The following is a 1,706-nucleotide window of genomic DNA, read 5'->3' on the forward strand; positions in this document are numbered from 1 at the left end:
CACCGTATTTAGCACGGTGCCGCCGGCGGTCGATGGTCTTGGTACGTCTGCCGGCTTCGAACTGCGCCTGCAAGACCTGACCGGTCACAGTCACGCCGAGCTGCTGGGCGCCCGCGCGCAACTGCTCGCTGCCGCAAAAGAGTCCCCGGTGATCGGCAGCCTGCGCGATGAAGGCCTGTCGGACGCGCCGCAGATAAAAGTCGACATCGACCGGGAAAAAGCCGAGGCCCTTGGTGTGAGTTTCGATGTGGTCAGCGCTGCGTTATCGGCGGCCCTCGGTTCACAGCAAATCAACGAATTTGCCAACCAGGGGCGTATGCAGCGCGTGATTGTCCAAGCTGACGGCGGTAGCCGCCAGACACCCGAAGCGCTGCTGCGCCTGCAAGTGCTCAACCGGCAGAACACGCTGGTGCCCCTCGAAGCCTTCAGCCGTTTTGAATGGCAAGTCGGCCCGCTGCAGATCGTGCGTTACAACGGCTCGCAATCGCTGCGCTTTACCGGTGACGCCGCGGCTGGCTACAGCACCGGCCAGGCCATGCAGGTATTGCAGAACATCGCGGAGCAACTGCCGGGCGGTTTCAGCCTGGAGTGGGCCGGGCTGTCGCTGCAGGAGCAACAATCCGGTGCCCAGGTGCCGCTGTTGATGGGATTATCACTGTTGACGGTCCTGCTGGTACTGGTGGCCTTGTATGAAAGCTGGGCGATACCGTTTGCCGTGCTGTTGATCGTACCGGTTGGCGTGCTGGGGTCAGTGGCGGCCGTCACCATCATGGGCATGCCCAATGACGTCTATTTCAAGGTGGGTTTGATTACCATCATCGGCCTGTCGGCGAAGAACGCGATACTCATTGTCGAGTTTGCCAAAGAGCTGCACGCCCAAGGCGCACGTCTTGCAGATGCGTCGGTCCAGGCTGCACGCCTGCGCTTTCGCCCGATCATCATGACATCACTGGCATTTATCCTGGGCGTAGTGCCGCTGGCGCTCGCCACCGGGCCGGGCGCCGCCAGCCAGCAATCGATTGGAACTGGGGTGATTGGCGGAATGCTCGCGGCGACAGTGCTGGGCGTGTTGTGGGTGCCAGTGCTATTTGTAACGGTGATGGCGGTTTCTCAAAGACTCTCGGGGTCGCCGAAGAACATCTGAATCCGCGACCTTAACCACCGTTCCCCCGGATCATTGTCCTGTGACCCACGCCACGCCATGTGCAATTCAAATGTGCGCACCGGCAGTGGCGGCTCCTCAGCCCGCAAGCCACCCGCTGAAGTCAACGCTTCAGCGGCATAGTCCGGCACGGTCGCGACAATATCGGTGCCCGCCAGCAATGTCCCCAGCCCATTGAACTGCGGCACAGCCAGGACTACGTGGCGCTTGCGGCCCAGTTTTTCCAGTTCTTCATCCAGAAACCCGCTCAAATCCCCGGCAAACGACACCAGAGCATGGGGCCGGGCGCAGAAGTCATCCAGGCTCATGGAGCCCGGCATGCTGTCGGCTCGCAACAGCATCGGCTTGCTGCGGCGCAGGACTTTGCGTTTGGCGTTGGCCGGCAAATCGGTGGTGTAGCTCACGCCGATGGAGATTTCGCCGGAGGCCAGCAGGCCGGGCATCAGGATGTAGTTGACGCGGCGCACTACCAGCACGATGCCGGGGGCTTCGGCCCGCAGGCGCTTGAGCAGCAGCGGCAGCAGGGCGAATTCGACGTCGTCCG

General features: G+C 62.3%; 2 protein-coding genes. One reads left to right on the forward strand and one right to left on the reverse strand.

The window, feature by feature from the left end:
* Positions 1–1,144, forward strand: a 1,144-nt coding sequence (locus tag HX846_RS36160) for an efflux RND transporter permease subunit (RefSeq protein WP_178967340.1), incomplete at its 5' end; no start/stop codon positions are given.
* Here the strand turns inward: HX846_RS36160 and HX846_RS36165 are convergent.
* Positions 1,111–1,706 (reverse strand): LysR substrate-binding domain-containing protein (locus HX846_RS36165; protein WP_256740393.1); only part of this gene is annotated, 596 nt, incomplete at its 5' end. The two genes, HX846_RS36160 and HX846_RS36165, sit on opposite strands and share 34 nt — an antisense overlap.

This window comes from Pseudomonas sp. K5002, from assembly GCF_013386655.1.
Classification (GTDB): domain Bacteria; phylum Pseudomonadota; class Gammaproteobacteria; order Pseudomonadales; family Pseudomonadaceae; genus Aquipseudomonas.